The organism is Pseudoalteromonas sp. TAE56, assembly GCF_000497955.1.
Classification (GTDB): domain Bacteria; phylum Pseudomonadota; class Gammaproteobacteria; order Enterobacterales; family Alteromonadaceae; genus Pseudoalteromonas.
The window spans coordinates 1-21,016 of the sequence record NZ_AUTN01000138.1 but is presented as its reverse complement, the minus strand read 5'-3'; the positions used below and the strand labels follow the sequence as shown (position 1 = coordinate 21,016).

20 protein-coding genes and 1 pseudogene are annotated in these 21,016 nt (G+C 40.5%); 11 read left to right on the top strand and 10 right to left on the bottom strand.

All coding sequences use genetic code 11. The features are described from left to right. Window positions 1-45 precede the first annotated feature (45 nt). The 5 genes and pseudogenes from leuD to fabR form a co-directional block, all read right to left on the bottom strand. Complete coding sequence (gene leuD, locus L656_RS0116405) at window positions 46-645, bottom strand: 3-isopropylmalate dehydratase small subunit (RefSeq protein ID WP_024600011.1); 600 nt, start codon at window positions 643-645, stop codon at window positions 46-48. After that, window positions 645-2,020: pseudogene (gene leuC / locus L656_RS01000000122370) on the bottom strand (3-isopropylmalate dehydratase large subunit). Before leuC ends, leuD begins: the two are co-directional and overlap by 1 nt. A 60-nt stretch (window positions 2,021-2,080) precedes the next feature. Then, window positions 2,081-3,157, bottom strand: coding sequence for a 3-isopropylmalate dehydrogenase (gene leuB / locus L656_RS0116395; protein WP_024600010.1), 1,077 nt, complete (start codon window positions 3,155-3,157; stop codon window positions 2,081-2,083). Next, a complete protein-coding gene (gene leuA / locus L656_RS0116390; RefSeq protein ID WP_024600009.1) occupies window positions 3,154-4,707 on the bottom strand; it encodes a 2-isopropylmalate synthase in 1,554 nt (517 codons plus the stop codon). The genes leuB and leuA overlap by 4 nt, the downstream gene beginning before the upstream one ends. Before the next feature lie 406 nt (window positions 4,708-5,113). Next, window positions 5,114-5,737, bottom strand: coding sequence for an HTH-type transcriptional repressor FabR (fabR, locus tag L656_RS0116385; protein ID WP_010555448.1), 624 nt, complete (start codon window positions 5,735-5,737; stop codon window positions 5,114-5,116). Between the two features lie 126 nt (window positions 5,738-5,863). On the opposite strand from fabR, the gene L656_RS0116380 reads away from it, so the two are divergent. After that, entirely contained in the window at window positions 5,864-6,997 is a 1,134-nt protein-coding gene (locus tag L656_RS0116380) for an acyl-CoA desaturase (protein ID WP_024589509.1), read from the top strand. A 13-nt stretch (window positions 6,998-7,010) separates the two neighbouring features. Then, window positions 7,011-8,441, top strand: a complete 1,431-nt coding sequence (sthA, locus tag L656_RS0116375) for a Si-specific NAD(P)(+) transhydrogenase (protein ID WP_024600008.1) — start codon at window positions 7,011-7,013, stop codon at window positions 8,439-8,441. A 98-nt stretch (window positions 8,442-8,539) separates the two neighbouring features. Here sthA and hemE read toward each other — a convergent pair whose 3' ends face one another. After that, the gene (gene hemE, locus L656_RS0116370) at window positions 8,540-9,604 is read right to left on the bottom strand and encodes a uroporphyrinogen decarboxylase (RefSeq protein WP_002961084.1); all 1,065 of its coding nucleotides are present in this window, start codon (window positions 9,602-9,604) and stop codon (window positions 8,540-8,542) included. 530 nt (window positions 9,605-10,134) lie between these two features. Here hemE and L656_RS0116365 point away from each other — a divergent pair. Continuing rightward, entirely contained in the window at window positions 10,135-10,605 is a 471-nt protein-coding gene (locus tag L656_RS0116365) for an Rsd/AlgQ family anti-sigma factor (RefSeq protein WP_007582240.1), read from the top strand. A 65-nt stretch (window positions 10,606-10,670) separates the two neighbouring features. Here L656_RS0116365 and fkpA read toward each other — a convergent pair whose 3' ends face one another. Then, window positions 10,671-11,417 carry an FKBP-type peptidyl-prolyl cis-trans isomerase gene (fkpA, locus tag L656_RS0116360; RefSeq protein ID WP_024595253.1) on the bottom strand — a complete coding sequence of 249 codons (747 nt, stop codon included), beginning with the start codon at window positions 11,415-11,417 and terminating at the stop codon, window positions 10,671-10,673. A 215-nt stretch (window positions 11,418-11,632) separates the two neighbouring features. Between fkpA and L656_RS0116355 the strand changes: the two genes are divergently transcribed. Together L656_RS0116355 and L656_RS0116350 are read left to right on the top strand one after the other, a co-directional pair. Further along, window positions 11,633-12,631 carry a WD40 repeat domain-containing protein gene (locus L656_RS0116355; RefSeq protein WP_024595254.1) on the top strand — a complete coding sequence of 333 codons (999 nt, stop codon included), beginning with the start codon at window positions 11,633-11,635 and terminating at the stop codon, window positions 12,629-12,631. Next, window positions 12,618-12,833: a SlyX family protein gene (locus L656_RS0116350; protein ID WP_007378900.1), complete on the top strand. Its 216-nt coding sequence runs from the start codon at window positions 12,618-12,620 to the stop codon at window positions 12,831-12,833. The genes L656_RS0116355 and L656_RS0116350 overlap by 14 nt, the downstream gene beginning before the upstream one ends. A 32-nt stretch (window positions 12,834-12,865) precedes the next feature. Here L656_RS0116350 and L656_RS0116345 read toward each other — a convergent pair whose 3' ends face one another. Then, window positions 12,866-13,069, bottom strand: a complete 204-nt coding sequence (locus L656_RS0116345) for a YheV family putative zinc ribbon protein (RefSeq protein WP_007378899.1) — start codon at window positions 13,067-13,069, stop codon at window positions 12,866-12,868. 132 nt (window positions 13,070-13,201) lie between these two features. On the opposite strand from L656_RS0116345, the gene L656_RS0116340 reads away from it, so the two are divergent. The 6 genes from L656_RS0116340 (at window position 13,202) to L656_RS0116315 (ending at window position 18,909) form a co-directional block, all read left to right on the top strand. Continuing rightward, window positions 13,202-15,124, top strand: coding sequence for an ATP-binding cassette domain-containing protein (locus tag L656_RS0116340; protein WP_024600007.1), 1,923 nt, complete (start codon window positions 13,202-13,204; stop codon window positions 15,122-15,124). Next, window positions 15,108-15,530: a TIGR02444 family protein gene (locus tag L656_RS0116335; RefSeq protein ID WP_024600006.1), complete on the top strand. Its 423-nt coding sequence runs from the start codon at window positions 15,108-15,110 to the stop codon at window positions 15,528-15,530. The genes L656_RS0116340 and L656_RS0116335 overlap by 17 nt, the downstream gene beginning before the upstream one ends. Window positions 15,531-16,145: 615 nt before the next feature. Next, the gene (locus L656_RS1000000123300) at window positions 16,146-16,292 is read left to right on the top strand and encodes a hypothetical protein (RefSeq protein WP_004335931.1); all 147 of its coding nucleotides are present in this window, start codon (window positions 16,146-16,148) and stop codon (window positions 16,290-16,292) included. Between the two features lie 112 nt (window positions 16,293-16,404). After that, the gene (locus tag L656_RS0116325) at window positions 16,405-17,397 is read left to right on the top strand and encodes a hydrolase (protein ID WP_024595257.1); all 993 of its coding nucleotides are present in this window, start codon (window positions 16,405-16,407) and stop codon (window positions 17,395-17,397) included. After that, window positions 17,394-17,648, top strand: a complete 255-nt coding sequence (locus L656_RS0116320; protein WP_007378894.1) for a YheU family protein — start codon at window positions 17,394-17,396, stop codon at window positions 17,646-17,648. Before L656_RS0116325 ends, L656_RS0116320 begins: the two co-directional genes overlap by 4 nt. Before the next feature lie 64 nt (window positions 17,649-17,712). Continuing rightward, window positions 17,713-18,909, top strand: a complete 1,197-nt coding sequence (locus L656_RS0116315) for a dipeptidase (RefSeq protein WP_024600005.1) — start codon at window positions 17,713-17,715, stop codon at window positions 18,907-18,909. Window positions 18,910-18,955: 46 nt separating this feature from the next. Here L656_RS0116315 and L656_RS0116310 read toward each other — a convergent pair whose 3' ends face one another. After that, window positions 18,956-19,600 (bottom strand): hypothetical protein, encoded by a 645-nt coding sequence (locus tag L656_RS0116310; protein WP_139016069.1) that lies wholly within the window; start codon window positions 19,598-19,600, stop codon window positions 18,956-18,958. Between the two features lie 231 nt (window positions 19,601-19,831). Further along, window positions 19,832-21,016 (bottom strand): elongation factor Tu, encoded by a 1,185-nt coding sequence (tuf, locus tag L656_RS0116305; protein ID WP_024596766.1) that lies wholly within the window; start codon window positions 21,014-21,016, stop codon window positions 19,832-19,834.

Below are 21,016 nucleotides of genomic sequence, written 5' to 3'. Positions count from 1 at the left end.
GCCGTGCTTTTCAATACGTAATTTCACTATATACAGGTTAAGTAATTACTGCCAAGAACGCTCAGCAGCGAGTTGTTTTTCAAACGCATCAATCTGTGGGTTTAGCGTTTCGGTTACCCCAATAAAGTCTAAGCCACTTAACAAACGCTCTTTTACTTCTTTACTAATATCAAAGTTAATTGGTGCAAACTTACTGCTTGTTAGGGTTTGATTTTCAAGATCGATTTCAATGTTAATATCGTCGTGCTGCTCGCTAAGTACAAACAATTGCTCAAGCGTGTCGGCAGGTAACGCTATGGCTAACATTTGGTTGTTACCACAGTTATTAAAGAAAATATCTGCAAAGCTTTCAGCCAAAATCACTTCAAAACCATATTGCTTAAGCGCCCATGGCGCGTGCTCGCGAGATGAGCCACAACCAAAGTTATCACGCGTTAATAATATTTGCGCGCCTTGGTAGCATGGGCGATTTAAAATAAAGTCAGGGTTTGGCTCGTCGTTATCTAGGTAACGCCAATCATAAAACAATGCCGCATCAAAACCTTCGCGGCTAGTTGATGTTAAAAATTGCTTAGGAATAATTTGGTCAGTATCTACATTGTTTTTATCAAGTGGGGCCATTAAACCACTAAAAAATACGCTCATTAGGCTTCTCCTCTAATATCAACAAAGTGACCATGTATTGCAGCGGCTGCAGCCNCCCGCCACGACCTTGGCGACCTTCAAAATTACGGTTAGAAGTAGATGCACAACGTTTTCCTGCTTCTAGGCGGTCATCGTTCATCGCTAAGCACATTGAGCAACCCGGTTCGCGCCATTCAAAGCCAGCGGCTTTAAAAATATCAGCTAAGCCTTCGTCTTCAGCTTGTTTTTTAACTAAGCCTGAGCCCGGTACAATTAATGCTTCTATGCCGGCTACAACCTGTTTGCCTTCAACAATTTTTGCAGCAGCGCGTAAGTCTTCAATGCGGCTATTTGTACACGAGCCAATAAATACCGTGTCTACTTTTGCGCTTGATAATTTATCGCCTGCTTTTAAGTCCATGTATTTAAGCGCGCTGCGTATAGCGTCGGCTTTAATTAAATCGGGCTCTTGGTCTGGATCAGGTATGCACTCATCAACACCAATTACTTGCTCTGGGCTTGTGCCCCAGGTAATTTGCGGTTGAATGTCGTCAGCATTTAGCTCAACAACTAAATCAAAGTGTGCACCTTCGTCTGTTTTTAAGGTTTCCCAATATTCAACGGCTGCATCAAAATCTGCGCCTTTTGGTGCAAACGGACGACCTTTTAAGTAATCATAAGTAATTTGGTCAGAAGCAATTAAACCCGCTTTTGCACCCATTTCTATGCTCATATTACATAGCGTCATACGGGCTTCCATCGAAAGCGCTTCAATGCCTGCACCACAAAACTCTGCTACATAACCTGTGCCACCAGCGGTACCTAACTTACCAATTACCGCCATAATTAAATCTTTAGCCGTAACCGTTGGACGCAATACACCGTTAATTTGAATTTTTAACGATTTCGCCTTTTTTTGCTGTAGCGTTTGCGTTGCTAATACGTGCTCAACCTCAGACGTACCAATACCATGCGCTAATGCGCCAAACGCACCATGCGTAGAGGTATGGCTATCGCCACATACAATCGTTGTGCCTGGCAAAGTAATACCTTGCTCTGGGCCCATTACATGCACAATGCCTTGGTTAATTGAGTTTAAATCGTAAAGTACAATACCAAACTCTTTACAGTTTTTATCAAGCGCCATTAATTGGTTTTTAGATACTTCGCTTGCCGCATCAAGCGATCGGCTTTTAGTCGATACGTTATGATCCATCGTTGCAAAAGTTTTTTCTGGGCAACGTACAGTACGGTTTTTTTCACGTAGACCTGCAAAAGCCTGCGGAGATGTCACCTCGTGCACTAAATGGCGGTCAATATAAAGTAAGTCGGTTTGCTCGTTTATGCTGGCAACGGTATGTGCTTGCCAAATTTTTTCGTATAACGTTTGGGCCACTTGCTAATTCCCTAATCTGTTTGAGTTGCAGCATAACGGTGCTGCAACTTTACTATGTTATTAAATGCGTGAAACGATGGCTGCTGCTACATCGCTTGTGCTGTAACCTGCATTTGGATATATATCTGGAGTGCCAACGCCTGCTTCTACGGCTTCTGCTACTGCTTTTTCAATCGTACGCGCAGCTTCGTCTTGCCCTAGCGAGTAACGTAGCATTAATGCGGCACTTAAAATTTGTGCTATTGGGTTTGCAACGCCTTTACCTGCAATATCTGGTGCTGAACCGCCTGCTGGCTCATACAATCCAAAACCCGATTGATTCAAGCTTGCCGATGGTAATAAGCCCATTGAGCCTGTGATCATGGCGCACTCATCTGACAAAATATCGCCAAATAAGTTATCACAAAGTAATACATCAAATTGGCTAGGCTGCTTAACTAACTGCATAGCGGCGTTATCTACGTAAATGTAATCTAAGCTTACTTCTGGGTAGTCTTTGCTTACTTCGGTGACTACTTCGCGCCATAATACGCTTGATGCTAATACATTGGCTTTATCAACAGAGGTAACATGGTTACTACGTAGTTTTGCTGCTTCAAAAGCAAAGCGTGCAATACGCTCAATTTCTTTTCGTGAGTATGTTTGCGTATCAAATGCAAACTCTTCAGCGCCTTCACCACTGCGGCCTTTTTCACCAAAATAAATGCCGCCAGTTAGTTCGCGCACACATAAAATATCAAACCCTTTTTCGCTAATATCAGCGCGAAGTGGCGACGCTGCACTCAATGCAGGTAATAACTGTGCAGGGCGTAAATTACAAAACAAACCAAAGTGCTTACGAAGCGGCAATAACGATGCGCGCTCAGGCTGCTCGTTTGGTGGTAAGTTTTCCCATTTAGGACCACCTACCGAACCAAATAAAATAGCATCGGCACTTTCACAGGCACTAAGTGTTTTTGGTGGTAATGCTTCACCAAATTCATCAATGGCTGCGCCACCAATAGCATGATGCTGACGGTTTAATGTAAAACCAAACTTATTGCTTACAGCATCAAGTACTTGCTCTGCTGCTGCCATAACTTCTGGACCAATACCGTCGCCAGCTAATACTGCAACGCTGTAGTTTGTTTTACTCATCCTGCTTTCCTTTGTTGTTTTAAATCAGACACTTTCTGTGCACGATAAATTAAGTTATAAACACGGATCATGGCGCGTACCGACGCTTCAACCACATCCGCTGCAATGCCCGCACCGTGGTAAGGTCGGCCATCGTATTTAGCTATAATATTTACTTGCCCTAATGAGCTTGCGCCTTGGCCTGTTGCTTCTAAGTTATATTCAATCATTTCAACGCTCATACCGGTTAAACGCTCAATAGCTGCAAACGAAGCTTCAACTGGGCCATTACCTGTCGCGGCTTCTTGTTTAGCTTCGCCATCAATTCGCATTCCAATCGTAGAGCTTGCTACCGATTGTGAGTTAGAGGCTGAGTTAACAAATTCTAATTGGTATTTTTCATCTTTGCCGTTAATTTGATTAAAGTAAATCATCGCCTCAAGGTCGTAATCGTATACAGTGCCTTTTTGGTCAGCCAATTCAATGAAGCTTTTGTATAAGCCATCCATATCGTAATCAGATTCTTGATAGCCTAACTCTTCTAAGCGATGCTCAATAACATGACGACCCGAACGAGAAGTCATATTTAATTGGTTGCTTGGCACACCAACGCTTTCTGGCGACATAATCTCATAAGTATTTTGCGCTTTTAATACACCGTCTTGGTGAATGCCAGAACTATGTGCAAAGGCGTTTTCGCCAACAATCGCTTTATTTGGCTGTACTGGCATATTACAAATTTTAGCCACTTGGCGAGAAGCGCGGTAAATTTCTTCACTTTTAATATCGGTGTATACTTTTAAGTGGTCGTGGCGCATTTTCATGATCATCGCCACTTCTTCAAGCGAGCAGTTACCAGCACGCTCACCAATGCCATTAATAGTACACTCAATTTGGCGCGCACCGGCTTGCACTGCGGCTACCGAGTTTGCTACTGCTAAACCTAAATCATTGTGGCAATGCACGCTTAAGCGCGCTTTATCGATGTTTGGCACGTTATTCATTAAATGGCGGATCATCGCGGCGTATTCGTCAGGCGTTACAAAACCAACGGTATCTGGCAAGTTAATAGTTGAAGCTCCGGCATTAATTGCTTGCTCAACAATTTTACATAAATCCCAATGTGGCGTACGACCAGCATCTTCACACGAAAACTCAACATCATCAGTATAGTTACGTGCCAATTTAATTGATTTAACAGCCATTGCCGTTGCATCGTCTAAGCTCATACGTAATTTATGTTCAAGGTGCAAAGGGCTTGTAGCGATAAAAGTATGAATACGGCTTTGCTGAGCTGTGCGAAGTGCTTCGCCACAGGCTTCAATGTCTTTAGCAACTGAGCGTGCCAAACCACAAATAATCGGGCCTTTTACTTCGGTTGCAATACGTTGCACCGAGCGAAAATCAGCAGGGCTCGAAACCGGAAAACCCACTTCCATCACATCCACATTCAAGCGGCTAATTGTATGTGCTAATTGAATTTTATCATCTTCAGTAAGGCTTGCTTTAAGCGCCTGTTCGCCATCACGTAAGGTGGTATCAAAAATCCATACTTTATCTTGCTCTTGCATAACTGCCCCTCATTCCTATGTTACCCAAATTTCAATTAATCCCAGCCGCGAGATAAAAAAAACCCCGCAATTGCGGGGTTTTTTAGTGTTCAACTCGATGCAAACACACTAATCCCCGCTTACTTGCCATAGCAGTAAGAGGTTAAGTTTTAGTGTAATTAAACGAATAATATGCATCTTGTTTTCTTATGTGTGTGTTCAGTGAAGCCTATTTTTAACATTCATAGCCGCACCAAGCAAGCATAAATATTCTACACAATAGATTTAAAAACGATTCAATTGGGTTTTTTAATTCAACATAGGTCTATATTGGGAATTAAAACAACAAATACGTAACTAGCGACGCTTAAATTAATAAGCACTGCAATATACCGTGCTTATATTAACTTTTTACAATTTTTTTAAGCTATGCTTCTTTATTCGTTTCTCTTACGTAATGCCCGGCTCCACGAGTAATATAACGCAGCTGCCAAATAACACGCTCAATTAATTCGTCGCGTTGCAATCCTTCTATATCGAGCGCTTCTGCACCCGCATTAAATACGAGCGTTACCATAGATTCTGCCTGAATATAGGCATGCATGGCATTACACTTAGTTTCACTTTCTAAATAATGAGCCAGCTCTAAAATAAAATGTTTTACTTCGCGGGCTACAGCGGCTCTAAATGCTTTAGAAGTCCCAGAGCGTTCTCGCAGCAACAACCTAAATTGGTTACTTGAGTTATCAATAAACTCCATAAAAGTAACCACTGAGGTATTTATAACACTGCCGCCATCGTTAGCTATTCGTCTGCGTGCTTGACGCATTAGTTGACGAAGGGTTAAACCGGCTTCGTCTACCATGGTTAAACCTAGCTCATCCATGTCTTTAAAATGACGATAAAAAGAAGTTGGGGCAATACCGGCTTCTCGTGCTACTTCGCGTAAACTTAAATTCGAAAAACTATGATCAGCACTCAGCTGATTAAATGCCGCTTGAATTAACGCCTGTCGTGTTTTTTGTTTCTGTTGCGCTCTAACACCCGACATCAACAGCTCCCTGAATTATTTTATATGAATATTTAGTGATATTAGCTCAATTGTACAGTCTAATACTTGACGACGAGAGTTTGAAATACTATTTTAGCTTACAGTTGTACGCTGAGATTGAGAATTATGAATAAACCACCGATTATTTGGACAAACGTCCTATTTTTTAGCCTAACCTTTTTGGCGGCTGCCACACTTGTACCTTGGTACGCTATTAGCTACGGATTTACCAGCGCGCATTGGATTGCTTTTGTAGGCTGCATGTTTTATGCGGGCTTATCAATTACTGCCGGCTACCATCGATTATGGGCACATAAAACCTATAACGCACACCCTGCAGTTGAATTTATTTTTGCGCTAGGCGGTGCTTTTGCACTACAAAACAGTGCTTTGCATTGGAGTAGCGATCACCGTATACATCATGGTCAAGTTGACGACCCAATAAAAGACCCTTACGCGGCTACCAATGGTTTTTGGTATAGCCATATCGGCTGGATGTTACGTGACTACCAAGGCGATAGCTACAACGACTATAGTAATTGTCGTGATTTACAACGAAATAAAGTCGTTATGTGGCAACATAAGCACTACTTAAAACTAGCTATTGCTATGAACGTAGGTTTGCCTCTAGCACTTGGTTTATTGGTTGGTGATGTGTGGGGTATGTTAATCCTTGCAGGTTTACTACGCTTAGTACTAAGCCAACACTTTACCTTTTTTATAAATTCGGTTGCACATATTTGGGGCTCTCGCCCATACACCGAAAAAAATACGGCACGTGACAACGGCTTTTTAGCGTTATTTACATACGGTGAGGGGTATCACAACTTTCACCATATTTTTGCAAGCGACTACCGTAACGGTATTAAATGGTTTCATTACGATCCAACAAAATGGATGATTCGCTCTTTAGCAGCTGTTGGTTTAGCTAATAAATTGAAGCGTACACCTGTTGAACGTATCGAAAAAGCAAAGGCCGAAACGCTAATGAGCAAAACGCAAACGCGTCTTGCAAAATTGCCTTTAGCACAAGATAAGATTACATTATTACAACAAGAGTACGATTTACTGCTGAAAAAACTGCAAAATTATTGTTCACTACAAAAACAAGTGTTAGAAGTTAAAAAAAATAACATGGCAAAGCAGTGTGAACGCTCAGCATTAATGGCACAATACCATGAGTTGGAAGCCGCCTGGGAAAATCAAAAACAGGCATGGCTAGCACTTAATGCGAGGTTATTAAAAGCCTCTTTTAATTAATTTAGGAGTGGCTGTGGCCAAACAACCAGAACAAAAAAAAGTACCCGTGACATACCAATATGATGCAATAATTATTGGCACGGGTCCTGGCGGTGAAGGTACCGCCATGAACCTTTCAAAAAACGACAAAAAAGTAGCAGTTATTGAACGCCAAGAAGCTGTTGGTGGCGGTTGTGTACATTGGGGAACTATCCCTTCAAAAGCGCTTCGCCATTCTGTTAGCCGCTATATTGAATACAAAGCAAACCCGTTATTTAATATTGGTGAGCGCCCTAGCCGCTTAACTTTTCCTGATATTTTACGTCACGCCAGTTCGGTTATTTCTAAGCAATCTAATTTACGTAGTAGCTTTTACGACCGTAACCGCATTCATATGTTTCAAGGTGATGCGAGCTTTGTAGATAAGCACACGATTGAAGTAAAAAGAAATGACGGCTCAACCGAGCGACTAACGGCTAAAACGATTGTTATAGCAACGGGTTCACGCCCTTATCGCCCACCAGAAGTCGATTTTACACATTCTCGTATTTACGAAAGTGATACAATACTTGGCCTTAAACACGACCCTCACCGCGTACTTATATACGGCGCTGGTGTAATTGGTTGTGAGTATGCTTCTATATTTAAAGGTTTAGGCGCTAAAGTTGATTTAGTTAATACACGCGACCGACTACTTGCTTTTATGGATGCTGAAATATCTGACGCGCTTAGCTATCACTTTTGGAACAGCGGTATTGTTATTCGTCATAACGAAGAGTTTGACCGAATAGAGACCCGTGACGACTGCGTTATTATGCATTTAAAATCAGGCAAACGCGTAAAAGCTGACTGTATTTTATTTGCTAATGGCCGTACTGGTAATACAGATACATTAAACCTTGAAGCCATTGGTTTAAAAGCCGATAGCCGTGGCCAATTAAAAGTTAACGAAACATATCAAACAGAAGTTGATAACGTTTACGCTGTAGGTGATGTAATTGGCTACCCAAGCCTTGCTAGTGCTGCGTTTGACCAAGGTCGTATAGCTGCTGATGCAATTGCATGTGGTAACTGTGACGACCGCCTGATTGTTGATATTCCGGCCGGTATTTATACCATTCCAGAAATGAGCTCAGTAGGTAAAACAGAGCAAGAACTTACAGCCGCTAAAGTACCGTATGAAGTTGGCCGTGCTCAGTTTAAGCATTTGGCTCGCGCGCAAATTGCTGGTACTGAAGTAGGTAGTTTAAAAATATTATTCCACACTGAAACCAAAGAAGTACTTGGCGTACATTGTTTTGGCGAGCGTGCATCTGAAATTGTTCACATTGGCCAAGCCATTATGGAACAAAAAAATGGTGGCAATAATATCGACTACTTTGTAAATACCACATTTAACTACCCAACCATGGCTGAAGCCTACCGTGTTGCGGCATTAAATGGTTTAAATCGCTTATTTAAGTAGGTTATTAAGTAAGGTTTTTTTAAAGCCCTTTATAAATAGATAACAAAAAGCCCGCTAATTAGCGGGCTTTTTACTTTTAAACAGTTTTTAAACCATTATTACTTATGGTACTTAGCACTTAGCTCATGTACCGCATTAATAAATACACCGGCATTTTCAGGGTCTACATCTGGTGTAATACCGTGGCCTAAGTTAAACACGTGGCCATTGCCCGTACCAAAATCTTCTAAAATAGTGCCTACTTCTTGACGAATACGCTCTGGTGTACCGTGTAACATAGATGGGTCCATATTACCTTGTAGAGCAACTTTATCACCAACACGGCGCTTAGCGTCGCTAATATTAATAGTCCAATCAAGGCCTATTGCATCACAACCTGTTGCTGCAATAGCTTCAATCCATTGACCACCATTTTTAGTGAACAAAGTAACCGGTACTTTACGACCATCGTATTCACGAATTAAGCCATCAACAATTTTATGCATGTATTGCAGTGAAAATTCGTTGTAATCGCGCGGGCTTAATACACCACCCCATGAGTCAAATACCATTAGCGATTGCGCGCCAGCTTTAATTTGAGCATTTAAGTAATCGATAACTGAATCTGCTAACTTATCTAGTAATAAATGAAGTGTTTGCGGCTCTGCAAACGCCATTTTTTTTATTTTACCAAATACTTTGCTGCTACCGCCTTCAACCATATAAGTTGCTAGTGTCCAAGGTGAACCAGAAAAACCAATAAGTGGTACTTCACCCTTAAGTTCACGACGAATAGTGCTTACTGCGTTCATAACGTAGCCAAGCTCGTCTGTAGGGTCTAACTTTGGAATTTTTTTAACATCAGCAAGTGATGAAATAGGACGTTCAAACTTAGGGCCTTCACCAGTTTCAAAGTAGAGACCTAAACCCATCGCATCTGGAATCGTTAAAATATCACTAAATAATATAGCAGCATCTAACGGGTAGCGACGTAATGGTTGCAGTGTTACTTCACATGCAAGTTCTGCATTACGGCACAGGCTCATAAAATCGCCCGCTTGTGCACGTGTTGCACGGTACTCTGGTAAATAGCGTCCTGCTTGGCGCATCATCCATACCGGAGTTACATCAACAGGTTGTTTTGCAAGTGCACGTAAATAACGGTCGTTTTTTAATTCGCTCATGGCGTAAATGATCCTAAGACTTGTATAAATTGTGCAAGATTGTACCACCATATTCCCCGACCCTCTATTGCTTAGGGACGAAAACAGCTTTAGCTAGAGGCAGATCAATATAATGGAGTGTTTTAATCCATTTTGACTATAAAACAAGCAAAAAAGAATAACATTTAAAACTTTTTATTAATATGTTTGCAACATACTAAAAACCTTGTTATTGTTTGTCCCGCGTTAACAAAAACAACAATAAAAATCTTAAAACAATAAAAATAAAAGTTTTAAAATAATAACAATAAAAATCATCTCATAAAAATAAGAAAACTTGTTATAACAAGTCACTGAAAGAAATTAGACCACCGTAACTGGTGGTTTTTTCTTGCCTGCAATAAAACTCCCCCATCTTAATTAATATAAAAAGATACAACTCACAACTGGGTTACTTTACTTGTTGATATACGCTCAAATTAAATATATCTTGATGTACAGTGAGTTATTATATTTTTAATTAAAAACCAACCCAGCCTAGGAGAATAATTATGCTGACGCGTGTAGAAAAAGCTCAACAGAAATGGGGTGGTAGCCACACAGTAATTGACAAATGGCTAAACGAACGCCAAGACCTTATTGTACTTTATTGCAAAATTGCAGGCTTTACGCCGTACGAAAAACAAGATCAGGCATTACCAGAGCCAAAGCTAATTGAATCATTTTGCCAACTTTTAATGGATTACCTATCTGCAGGCCATTTTGAAGTGTATGACGATATAGCAAAAGCATGTGAAAAAAAGGGCTTACAAAGCCAAGAATTAGCAAACTCTATTTACCCGCGTATTTCTAGTACAACCGACATAGCGCTTGATTTTAATGATAAGTACGCTGAAGTAGACAAAGAAGACTTGTTAAAGGGCTTTGATGATGACTTATCTGTTATTGGCGAAGCATTAGAAGCACGCTTTGCACTTGAAGATGAGCTTATTGATAACTTGTTTTCTAATCACGCAAACTAATATGTTATTTACGCACATTAAAAAAGGGACCTAAGGTCCCTTTTTGCATTTACACAATAAGCTTATTATTGTGCTGGTGCTTCTTCATTTTGAATTTCAAGTAATTCAACTTCAAATACAAGTGTTGAATTAGCTGGAATCTTACCTAAGTCACGGTCGCCGTAAGCAAGTTCTGAAGGAATAGTGAACTTGTACTTAGAACCCACTGACATAAGTTGTAAACCTTCAGTCCAACCCGCAATTACGCGGTTAAGAGGGAAAGTTGTAGGTTCGTTACGTGCATATGAGCTATCAAACTCAGTACCGTCTAATAAAGTACCTTTGTAGTGTACTTTAACTACATCAGTTGCTACTGGCTTTTCGCCATCGCCTTCGCTAAGTACTTCGTACTGTAGGCCAGACTCAGTTACTGTAACGCCTTCTTTTTTAGCGTTGTCAGCTAGGTATTTAACACCCGCTTCTTTGCTTTTTTCAGACTCTACTTTTGCTTTTTCTTCTTGCTTAGTACGTACTGATGTATCTAATTCAGTTAATACTTCACGAATTTTTTCTTCGTCAAGCTTTGCATTGCCAGCAAGTGCATCTTCAAAACCACGGATTAAAAGTGCTTGGTCTAGTTCAATACCAATTTCTGTTTTGTCTGCTAGGTCTTTATTTAAAAAGTTACCTACAGATGCACCAATACCGTATGCTTGTTGCTGTTCAACAGTGTCTAATTTAACTTCAGCTTGTTCTTTTTTTGCTTCTTGATTACAAGCTGTAAGCGCTAAAACTGACGCTGCAATCAATGACAATCTAATCGTCTTTTTCATTTTAAATCTCCGACACACTTTGCAGTTGTCATTTTAATGTATTATTACTAGTTAAAGATTAACGGCCCACATGATAGGCTGCTTGTTTAATGACTAAATTCCACATTGTTAGCTAAACTAAAAACATATCCAGTGATTAGACAAACAACCTAGGCATTTAACGCGTCCTAGTCTAACCTCTCAGTCACTAAGAGTTAAGGGGAAATACCTGTAATATGTCGATATTTCGTACTTTTTTAATCGTATTTAGCTGTTTTTTAGCCATCGCCTGTACCGATAAAAAACAACACGCTGTAGCAAGTTACGAACATGCTGCACAAGGTGCGTTTTCATCAACACTGTCAAACGATGGTAAATACAGTTTGATCTCCTCTATCAACCATGGGGTCGCCCTGTGGGATAATCAACAGCAGGTACTAAAATACCAATGGTTTCAGCAGCAAGATCAAGACAGTTTGGTATACGCCGTTGCTATTGCTTTTGATAACAGCGTGGCTGTTACCGCCGAAAAAACCACGTTTGCTGTGTGGGATATAGCCACAGGCAAAAATAGAGGTTATTACAAAATACAAAAAGCCAGTATTCGCGATATTGCCATTAGCAATCAAGGCCGTAGTGTTTTATACGGCCGTAGCGACGGCGTTGTCGTATTTGTAAACCTAGAAACCGGACGTCGTATTGAGTTTTTAGGTCATCAAGATAAAGTTAACACTGTTGACCTGTCACCTAACGGACGCTTTGCTTTGAGTGGCTCTAACGATTATGTTGCTTACTTTTGGGATACACGTACAGGGCAAGTAATTCATCGTTTTAATCACCCAACGCGTGTTACCCAAGTAACGCTCGATCCACAAGGTCGCTATGCGTTTACGGCCGATAGTATGGCACAAGCAAATGTATGGAAGCTGACTACAGGTGATCTTGTGAGTAAACTGAAGTATATTGCGCGTCAGAAAATTTTTACTGCTGTGCGTTTTAACGAACAAGGCACTTTGCTTGCAACTGGCTCGCCAAATAAGCGCGTAGATTTATGGCAAATACCAAGCGGTGAAAAAATTCAAACTTGGCAGGTTACCCCGCGCGAAGGCAGCAAGCCTAAATCGGCGGTGGTGCTAGATGTGACATTTACAGATAACGGTAAGTCGTTGTTAACCGAAAGCTCCAGCGGTATCGCAGAGCGATTTATTATACGAGAGAATAATGAACACAATTGAACATCGCTTAATGGAACTTGAAGCCAAAGTGGCTTTTCAAGACGAAACAATTGAAGTCTTAAATGATGAAATAAAAGTGCACCAGCAACTGTTAGCAAAAATGAAACGCCAAACTGAGCTGCTAGCAGAAAAAATTAAAGAATCGCAGTCATCATCGTCTATGATGTCTGAAGCACCTGAGCCGCCTCCACCGCATTACTAAGACCGGTAAAAATTAGGCAATAAAAAACCGGGTTAGTCGCCCGGTTTAAATACACCAATTACTTGTTCAAATTGGCGAGTAGACGCCTGAACAGCGTTATCGGGTTGCGCCATTTTATGACCACACTCAACACACTCTACTTTTTCAACATCATGTTCTCTGTATAGCATCATTGTATCCATGGCTTTGCAGTCAGGGCACGATGCACCAGCAATAAATCGCTTCTTTTGTCTCACAACATTTTTCCTGTGGTTTGAACTACTGCTATTTTATCGTATAACTTCACTTGTTGATACGCTTGATAAGAGCATTAAGTTCTATGTTATGATAGCGCCAACTTAACAAGGGCACAGCAAAGTAACGCATTCATGATCCAAATCTCAGAAATAGAACTACTTCGTGGCGGTAAAGCCTTATTAAAAAATGCATCAGCTACGTTATTCCCAGAACATAAAGTAGGCCTTGTTGGCGCTAATGGCTGTGGAAAATCAACGTTATTTGGTTTACTAAAATCTGAATTGCAACTCGATGCAGGTAATTGCAGTATTCCCAAAGATTGGTCTATTGCCTCAGTAAAACAAGAAACCCCCGCCCTTGAAATAAGCGCAATTGATTATGTACTTCAAGGCCACCCAGAATACTACGCAATGCGTATAGCACTGCGTGAGGCCGAGAAAAACAACGATGGCGACACACAAGCCAAAGTACATATTCAGCTTGAAAACATTAAAGGCTACAGCATTGAATCAACCGCCGGTGAGCTATTACACGGCTTAGGCTTTGCCAATAACCTTATAGAAAACCCTGTTAGCTCGTTTTCGGGTGGTTGGCGCATGCGTTTAAACCTTGCCCAAGCATTAATACGCGACGCCGATTTACTATTACTCGATGAGCCAACAAACCACCTTGATTTAGATGCTGTTTATTGGCTTGAGCGTTTTTTACGTGCTTACACTGGCACCCTTGTACTTATATCGCATGACCGTGAGTTTTTAGATGCGGTGGTTGATCAAATTTGGCATGTAGATAAGCAACTTATCAACGTGTACAAAGGTAACTACTCGCAGTTTGAACGCCAAAAAGCTGAGCGCTTACTACAACAACAAGCAATGTTTGATAAGCAACAAGATCAAATTGCGCACCTTGAGCAGTTTATAACGCGTTTTAAAGCAAAAGCCAGTAAAGCTAAACAAGCACAAAGCCGTGTAAAAGCACTTGAACGCATGGAAAAACTAGCGCCGGCACATGCCGACTCGCCATTTAACTTTGAGTTTGCAGAGCCAAAAGCATTACCAAACCCACTAATGACAATAGATAAAGCCAAAGCGGGTTATGGTGACGTCACTATTTTAAATAATATAGAGCTAAACCTTGTACCAGGTAGCCGAATTGCTTTACTTGGTAGAAATGGTGCGGGTAAATCAACGCTAATTAAACTCCTTTCTGGTGATTTAGAGCCGCAAGCTGGCGAAGTTATTCAGCATCACGGTTTAAATATTGGTTACTTTGCGCAGCATCAGCTTGAATCTCTTGATTTAAAAGCCAGTGCAATAACGCATATACAACGACTCGATCCTAAAGCTACTGAGCAATCACTACGTGACTTTTTAGGTGGTTTTGCCTTTATTGGCGATAAAGCCCTTGAGCCTGTAGCCCCATTTTCGGGCGGCGAAAAAGCACGTTTAGTACTTGCTATGTTGGTATATCAAAAACCAAACTTATTACTACTCGATGAGCCAACTAACCACCTTGATTTAGAAATGCGCCATGCACTTGTTATGGCACTACAAGGCTTTGAAGGCGCTATGGTTACCGTATCGCATGATCGCCATATGCTTAAAAACACCGCCGACGAGTTTTACTTAGTAGATGACGGCAAAGTAACCCAGTTTGGTTACGACTTAGATGCGTATTATCAGTGGTTACTGAATGCCAATAAAGAAGCGGTTAAAGCGCAGCAAAACGACGAGCCTAAAGCAAACCCAGGTGTTAACCGTAAAGAGCAAAAGCGCTTAGAAGCTGAATTTAGAAAAGCCACTCAGCCACTTAAAAAGCAAATTGAAAAGCTGGAAAAGCAACTCGATAAATTTACTGCAGAGCTTAGCGAAGTTGAAGTAGCCCTTGGCGACAACGAACTCTACAACGATGATAACAAAGCCAAGCTTAAAGAGTTATTAGCTAAGCAAGCAACGCTTACACCTAAACTTAACGACATTGAAGAAGAGCTACTTATGGCACTTGAAGAAATGGAAGAAAAAGAGCAGGCATTCGCCGATGAACTTGCTCAATAGCGACCATTTTTGGCAGTTTGCGTGCACCTTGTACGCAAAGCCTGAGCAACAAAAAACCTTGCTGGCACTACAAAACCAGCAAGGAAAAAATGTTAATTTATGCTTATTACTGCTTTATTTAGATTCATTAAATTTAAGTGTTAATGCCCAACAGTTAAATGAGTTAATAAATGTAACTAGTGAGTTTGATACTCACGCATTACAGCCTCTGCGCGCCGCACGCAGCTATTTAAAAGCTAATCAGAATACGTTAAGTGATTACGCCACAATACGCGAAGAGTTGCTAAGCGCTGAGCTGAAGCTTGAAAAACAACAGCAACATATGTTGATTGAAGCAGTAAATGAGTTTGAATTAGTCAAACATACAGAGCCAAACAATATTGAGCTATATGTGAAAGCCACTTAGGCTGCTACTTTTTGTGCCCTCTTCCACTGCTCATTCTCTTTTCTTTGTGCAAAAAACCTTTAAGTGATTTATTCACAAAGAGCTTAAGATGCGCTTCGCTTTTAGAGGAAAATAAACTAAATTACTTAGATATAAATATTGAGCGGTTGTTTAGCTGAGGAGTTTATTACCCTGTCCTAATCTTCTTCTCTTTTTCTTTTTTTTGCGCAAAGACCTTTAAGTAATTTACTCACAAAGAGGTTAAGAGGCGCTTCGCTTTTAGAGGAAAACAAACTAAATTACTTAGATATAAATATTGAGCAGTTTGTTGCTCTACCCTCATTTACTTCTCATTCTTTTCTCTTTGTGCAAAAAATCTTTAAGTGGTTTGCTCAAAAAAGTCAAAAGCGCTGCGCTTTAGGGGAAGTGGAAAAGCATGAATTAAGATCAGCTCACTATTTCAAGCAAAAAACTCTCTTAGCTCTCTGTGGTAATAACTTAGTAACCCTTAAAGCATGATCTAAATCAACTTAGCTTCGCTCCTACATCTGCTTATGTAAATAACTTGATCTCGATCACGTTGCAACCAGCAAACACCGCCTATGATTAACCCATCAACAACGAGGGGAACAACTCATGAACGTATTTTTTAGAGACTTTTTTACAGATCCAGTTTTATTTATGTCTTTTGGGTTTTTAACCATCGTTGTTTCTTTGTGTATCTTTTTTGCTTTTTTCTTTTTGAAAAAAATACATGATGCAGAAATTCCCGAACAAAATTAAGCACGACGCACTAAAGCGCCTTATTAGTTTACTAGTTAGGCGCTTTTTATTTTCTGAAGCGAAAAATTTGGTACACTAGCTTTTCGTTTAATACAAAGTGCGTAGTACAAACATGATCTCTCAGTTCAAACCAGCATGGTGGATGACCAATCGTCACGTTCAAACCATAATGCCGCGTTTTTTCCGCCCATTTCACCACACTCGCTACGAACTTGAGCAACTTGATACGCCCGATGGTGACTTTATTGAGCTCGCATGGTCACTTCCACATAATGAAACCGCACCACTTGCCGTTGTTTTGCATGGCCTTGAAGGCAATATAAATAGCTTTTATGCCAAAGGCATGATGAAGGCTTTAAAAAAACAAGGTTATGCAGTTGTGCTTATGCACTTTAGAAACTGCTCAACTGAAGTAAACCGCCTTCCACGTGCTTATCACAGCGGTGACACCGCCGATTTAGCCTTTTTTATAAATCATCTTAAGCAACAATACCCAGATAGAGCGATGGTTGCCGTGGGCTTTTCGCTTGGTGGTAATGTGCTTGCTAAGTACTTAGGCGAAGAGAATACAAACTGCCCACTCAATGCAGCTGCAGTGGTATCGGCGCCTTATGACTTGTCATCATCAAGTGATGTTATTCGTAAAAGCTTAGGTAAAATTTATCAAAAGTATTTGCTCGATCGCATGAAAAAGTCGATGCAACGTAAATTACCGCAAATTAAGCAGCAAATTCCTATAACTACCGATCAATTAATGAATATTGATGATTTATTAGAGTTCGATAACCAACTTACAGCGCCGTTACATGGCTTTGAAAATGCCCACGATTACTATCGTAAAGCCAGTGCTATGCCGTACTTAAAAGATATCGCTATACCCACACTTATTATTCATGCCAAAGACGACCCGATGCTCTCAATTAAGGCCGTACCGAGTAGGCAAGATGTAAGTGAGCATGTTACGCTGCGCATCTCTGACAAGGGCGGACACGTTGGTTTTATTAGCGGTAAAAATCCGTTTAAGCCTATATTTTGGTTAGAGAAAGCCGTGCCATGCTATTTTGGGCAACATGTTTTAGGCAATGCAAACAAAGAGCAATTATGATTATTCCTTTTGAACAACTCGATAAAGACACCCTTTACAACCTAATAGAAAGCTATGTTTTACGTGAAGGCACCGATTATGGCGAAGTAGAAGCAAGCATTGAATCTAAAGTTAACCAAGTTAAGCTACAGCTTAAAAATGGCGAAGCCATGGTGTTTTTTTCAGAACTTCATGAGTCTGTAACTATTATTTCGAAGGGCGAATTTAAAGCGCTGCAAAGTGAAGAGCATCAAGCACAGTCGTTTGATTAAGGCGTAGTACTTGTAACTTTTGAGTTGAGCGTACACAATGGCTTTTTACCCAAAGAGCCAAAACATGATAAAACTCAGCACTCTAGTGGTAGCCATATCACTAGCATTAACTAGCCAAGCCCAAGCAGAACAAACAATAACAGCATCTGAAAAGGCAATTAAGCTCGCTAAAGACACTATTTTAATTGATACCCATATCGACGTACCTTACCGAATTCATAAAAACTGGGTTGATGTAACTAAAGCGACAACTGATGGCGACTTTGACTACCCTCGCGCTGTAAAAGGCGGTTTAAACGCACCGTTTATGTCGATTTATATTCCTGCGCATTTGGAGTTTGAAGGTAAAGGTAAAAGCTATCAGCTAGCCAATCAAATGATTGATAGTATGGAAGCCATAGCCCAGCGCGCGCCCGATAAGTTTGCTATTGCTAGCTCAAGCAGTGGTATAGAGGAGCAATTTAAACAAGGTAAGCTCTCTATCGCAATGGGTATGGAAAATGGCTCTCCAATCGAAGGGGATATGAAGAATCTTCAGCATTTTTACGAGCGTGGCATTCGCTACATCACGCTAGCGCACTCGCAAAGCAACCATATTTCGGACTCGTCTTACGATATACGCCGTAAATGGAAAGGCTTAAGCCCATTTGGTAAAAAGCTTGTCACTGAAATGAATAATATTGGTATGTTAATCGATGTATCACACATCTCTGATGATGCGTTTTATCAGGTTATGGATCTATCTAAAACACCAGTAATAGCTTCACATTCATCACTTCGTAAATACACGCCAGGCTTTGAGCGTAATATGAATGACGATATGCTATTGGCACTTAAAGAAAATGGCGGCGTTATTCAAATCAACTTTGGCTCAAGCTTTGTTACTGCTAAAGCAGGCAGTTGGGGCAAGCAATTAAAAAGCACAAAAGAGTCTGCTAAAAAAGACGGCACTAAGTTAAGCAACGATTTTGATGCTGCGTACCGTGCTAAAAATCCTTATCCATTTGCAAGCCTTGAGCAGGTGCTTGATCATATTGATCACGTAGTTGAGCTAATTGGTATTGATTATGTAGGTATTGGCTCTGATTATGATGGTGTGGGCGATTCATTACCTATCGGCTTAAAAGATGTATCTAGCTACCCGAATCTTGTTCAAGGTTTAATGGACAGAGATTACAGCGATGCTGATATTAAAAAAATTCTTAGCGGTAATTTATTAAGAGTTTTAAAACAAGCTGAAGAATATGCTAAAAAGCATTAATCGTGAAAGTTAAATAGCAAATCTTTTAGTGCTTATTGAATTTCCTTTAGTGCTTAAGTTCTTTTATGGCTTTTAAAACTGTTTCGTTAATATTTTTATGCAAAGCTTGAAAGTAAATATCAGGGTTATCACTATCTGTGTTAACCCTAAATAATGCTTGAGGTGAAAAGCCCTCAACTTTTTCATTAATTGTTAGTTCTAGTTTTGAATCTGAGTCTTTCGAAATAAAGCCACATACATTAACTAGTTCTTCAGATAGTCTTTCATTTAATATTGATACTCTTGCTTTATCTTTTATTGATGATAGGAGGCAGCTATACTTCTGTTTATATTCACTACAGTCGATTATTGGACTATAGAAATCTAAAAGGAGGAGTCCAGAATTATTTGTTTTAATGTCTATGTAATCCTTCAATTCATAAAGCTTTAAGCAAAGCTCAGTAGTTAGCTGCAACTTAGAAAGCTTAACAGCCTGTTTAGATGCTTCATGTGACTTAACTGCGACTTTATACGTTACAAAAGCAATAACAGCAGTAATTCCAGCTATAATTAATGTAAGAAGATCAGCAATACTTAATTCCATATAAACCCTCTGTAATATTGGTAAATAAATTAATATAAAAAACAGTGATAAGTCCCAGCCAGGATATCTCTTATCTATTTTTTCAAGGTAGTTAAAAAAAGGGTCCAAATTAATTCCTTTTCATTTTATTGCCACAGCTTTACTCTAAAAGCTTATTTAGGATGTCGAAAGCCACCTTATTTGGCAAATAATACCACAAAGAATTTTCCCTCGGGTTTCGTAAAACTCAACCCAAGCTACGACAAGAAAGTTATAACTCAAAGCTAATCACTTTTCTATAGGCATTAAAAAAGGCCACCTAAGTGACCTTTTTCTAACAATTAACTTTAACGTTAATTATTACGCTACGATAGTTGCTACAACACCAGCACCTACAGTACGGCCACCTTCACGGATAGCAAAACGAAGACCTTCATCCATCGCGATTGGTGCGATTAGAGTTACTGTCATCTTGATGTTATCACCAGGCATTACCATTTCTACGCCTTCTGGTAACTGTACGTCACCCGTTACGTCAGTTGTACGGAAGTAGAACTGTGGACGGTAACCTTTGAAGAATGGAGTATGACGACCACCTTCATCTTTCGAAAGTACGTATACTTCTGAAGTGAATGTAGTATGTGGGTTGATTGAACCAGGCTTAGCTAGTACTTGACCACGTTCAACGTCTTCACGTTTAGTACCACGTAGAAGTGCGCCGATGTTTTCGCCAGCACGACCTTCGTCTAGAAGCTTACGGAACATTTCAACACCAGTACAAGTAGAACGAGTTGTATCATTGATACCAACAATTTCTACTTCGTCATTGATGCGGATGATACCAGCTTCAACACGACCAGTTACAACTGTACCACGACCCTGGATTGAGAAAACGTCTTCGATAGGCATGATGAATGGCTTATCGATGTCACGCTCTGGCTCTGGGATGTAAGAATCAAGTGCGTTTGCAAGCTCAACAATCTTATCTTCCCACTCTTTCTCGCCTTCTAACGCTTTAAGCGCAGAACCAGCGATTAGAGGTAAGTCATCACCTGGGAAATCGTATTCTGAAAGAAGTTCACGAACTTCCATTTCTACTAGTTCAAGTAGTTCTTCGTCATCTACCATGTCACATTTGTTCATGAACACGATGATGTAAGGAACGCCAACTTGACGAGAAAGAAGGATGTGCTCACGCGTTTGTGGCATAGGGCCATCTGTCGCAGCAACTACTAAGATCGCGCCGTCCATTTGAGCAGCACCAGTGATCATGTTTTTAACATAATCGGCGTGACCAGGACAATCTACGTGTGCGTAGTGACGTGTAGGTGTATCGTATTCAACGTGAGACGTTGAAATAGTGATACCACGTTCGCGCTCTTCTGGAGCGTTATCGATTGATGCGAAATCTTTAGCAACACCGCCGTATACTTTTGCAAGTACGTTAGTGATTGCTGCAGTTAGTGTAGTTTTACCGTGGTCAACGTGGCCGATTGTACCAACGTTTACGTGCGGTTTTACGCGTTCAAACTTTTCTTTTGCCAT

What these genes read in the sequence shown, in the direction of transcription:
- leuD (WP_024600011.1), bottom strand. Translation starts at nt 645, where the DNA reads ATGAGCGTATTTTTTAGTGGTTTAATGGCCCCACTTGATAAAAACAAT.
- leuB (WP_024600010.1), bottom strand. Translation starts at nt 3,157, where the DNA reads ATGAGTAAAACAAACTACAGCGTTGCAGTATTAGCTGGCGACGGTATT.
- leuA (WP_024600009.1), bottom strand. Translation starts at nt 4,707, where the DNA reads ATGCAAGAGCAAGATAAAGTATGGATTTTTGATACCACCTTACGTGAT.
- fabR (WP_010555448.1), bottom strand. Translation starts at nt 5,737, where the DNA reads ATGTCGGGTGTTAGAGCGCAACAGAAACAAAAAACACGACAGGCGTTA.
- L656_RS0116380 (WP_024589509.1), top strand. Translation starts at nt 5,864, where the DNA reads ATGAATAAACCACCGATTATTTGGACAAACGTCCTATTTTTTAGCCTA.
- hemE (WP_002961084.1), bottom strand. Translation starts at nt 9,604, where the DNA reads ATGAGCGAATTAAAAAACGACCGTTATTTACGTGCACTTGCAAAACAA.
- L656_RS0116365 (WP_007582240.1), top strand. Translation starts at nt 10,135, where the DNA reads ATGCTGACGCGTGTAGAAAAAGCTCAACAGAAATGGGGTGGTAGCCAC.
- fkpA (WP_024595253.1), bottom strand. Translation starts at nt 11,417, where the DNA reads ATGAAAAAGACGATTAGATTGTCATTGATTGCAGCGTCAGTTTTAGCG.
- L656_RS0116355 (WP_024595254.1), top strand. Translation starts at nt 11,633, where the DNA reads ATGTCGATATTTCGTACTTTTTTAATCGTATTTAGCTGTTTTTTAGCC.
- L656_RS0116350 (WP_007378900.1), top strand. Translation starts at nt 12,618, where the DNA reads ATGAACACAATTGAACATCGCTTAATGGAACTTGAAGCCAAAGTGGCT.
- L656_RS0116340 (WP_024600007.1), top strand. Translation starts at nt 13,202, where the DNA reads ATGATCCAAATCTCAGAAATAGAACTACTTCGTGGCGGTAAAGCCTTA.
- L656_RS0116335 (WP_024600006.1), top strand. Translation starts at nt 15,108, where the DNA reads ATGAACTTGCTCAATAGCGACCATTTTTGGCAGTTTGCGTGCACCTTG.
- L656_RS1000000123300 (WP_004335931.1), top strand. Translation starts at nt 16,146, where the DNA reads ATGAACGTATTTTTTAGAGACTTTTTTACAGATCCAGTTTTATTTATG.
- L656_RS0116325 (WP_024595257.1), top strand. Translation starts at nt 16,405, where the DNA reads ATGATCTCTCAGTTCAAACCAGCATGGTGGATGACCAATCGTCACGTT.
- L656_RS0116320 (WP_007378894.1), top strand. Translation starts at nt 17,394, where the DNA reads ATGATTATTCCTTTTGAACAACTCGATAAAGACACCCTTTACAACCTA.
- L656_RS0116315 (WP_024600005.1), top strand. Translation starts at nt 17,713, where the DNA reads ATGATAAAACTCAGCACTCTAGTGGTAGCCATATCACTAGCATTAACT.
- tuf (WP_024596766.1), bottom strand. Translation starts at nt 21,016, where the DNA reads ATGGCAAAAGAAAAGTTTGAACGCGTAAAACCGCACGTAAACGTTGGT.